The sequence below is a fragment of the Aquabacterium sp. UBA2148 genome, from assembly GCF_002328915.1.
Classification (GTDB): Bacteria; Pseudomonadota; Gammaproteobacteria; order Burkholderiales; family Burkholderiaceae_C; genus Aquabacterium; species Aquabacterium parvum.
Genome location: NZ_DCXA01000165.1, coordinates 2,366 through 3,277, shown reverse-complemented (window position 1 = coordinate 3,277; position 912 = coordinate 2,366). Strand labels below are relative to the sequence as shown.

2 protein-coding genes are annotated in these 912 nt (G+C 68.3%); both read right to left on the bottom strand.

The genetic code is table 11. From position 1 onward, the window contains the following. Positions 1–205 (bottom strand): NUDIX domain-containing protein (locus B2W70_RS09245; RefSeq protein ID WP_286745065.1); only part of this gene is annotated, 205 nt, incomplete at its 3' end. A gap of 48 nt (positions 206–253) precedes the next feature. Further along, on the bottom strand, positions 254–912 hold a 659-nt coding region (locus B2W70_RS09240), incomplete at its 5' end, for a LysR substrate-binding domain-containing protein (RefSeq protein ID WP_286745063.1).

Below are 912 nucleotides of genomic sequence, written 5' to 3'. Positions count from 1 at the left end.
ACGCCGCTGCCAGTGGCTCGTTCTTGCGGATGCGACCGCCTGGGGTGAACCACCAGCCGCGCGCTGGGGCATTGCGGCGCAGGCCCAGCAGCAAACGGTTGCTTTCGTCGGTCAGCACCAGGTCGATGGACACCAGGGGCAGGGCCTCACAGGCCTGGGCGAACTGGGCGGCCGGCAGGAGGGCCGGGGTTGGGGCGGTTTGCATGGAACTGCTGGGTCGGTTGTGGGCGCAGAGACGGGGGCAGGGGGCTTGTCACCAAGTCTGCCAGCCTGTGTCGTCGCTGGCGTGGCGATCGGCCAGCCGTGCACTCAAATGGTCCACGAAGGCGATGACCTTGGCCGACAGGTTGCGGCGCGCAGGGTACACGGCGTGGACGTCGGCGCTGGGCAACTCCCAATCGCCGAGCACCTGCACCAGGCGCCCGGAGCGCAAGTAAGGCGCCACGTGCCAGGCCGAACGCTGCAGGATGCCCAGGCCCTGCAAGGCCCAGTCCAGCGCGGTTTCGCCGTCGTTGGTGGAGACGGGGCCTTGCACCTTCACGGTCTGCTTGATGGCGCCGCTGCGCAGTTGCCATTGACCATAGGTTTCGTCGCGCTCGCGGATGACGATGCAGCGGTGGCGTTTGAGCTCGATGGGCGCTTGGGGGGTGCCGTGTTGGTTCAGGTATGCCGGCGTGGCCACGAACAGGCGTCGGTTGCTGGCCAGCTTGCGAGAGGTCACGCGGGCATCGGGCACTTCGCCAAAGCGGATGCAGACGTCCACGCCGTCCTCGCCGAGCTGCATGGGGCGGTCGGTGAGTTGCAGCTGCACCTCGACCTGTGGGTGCTGGCGCACGAAGTCGGCAATGGCTGGGGCGATGTGGTGGCGCCCGAAGCCGAAGCCGGCGTTCACGCGCAGCAGGCCTTGTGGGG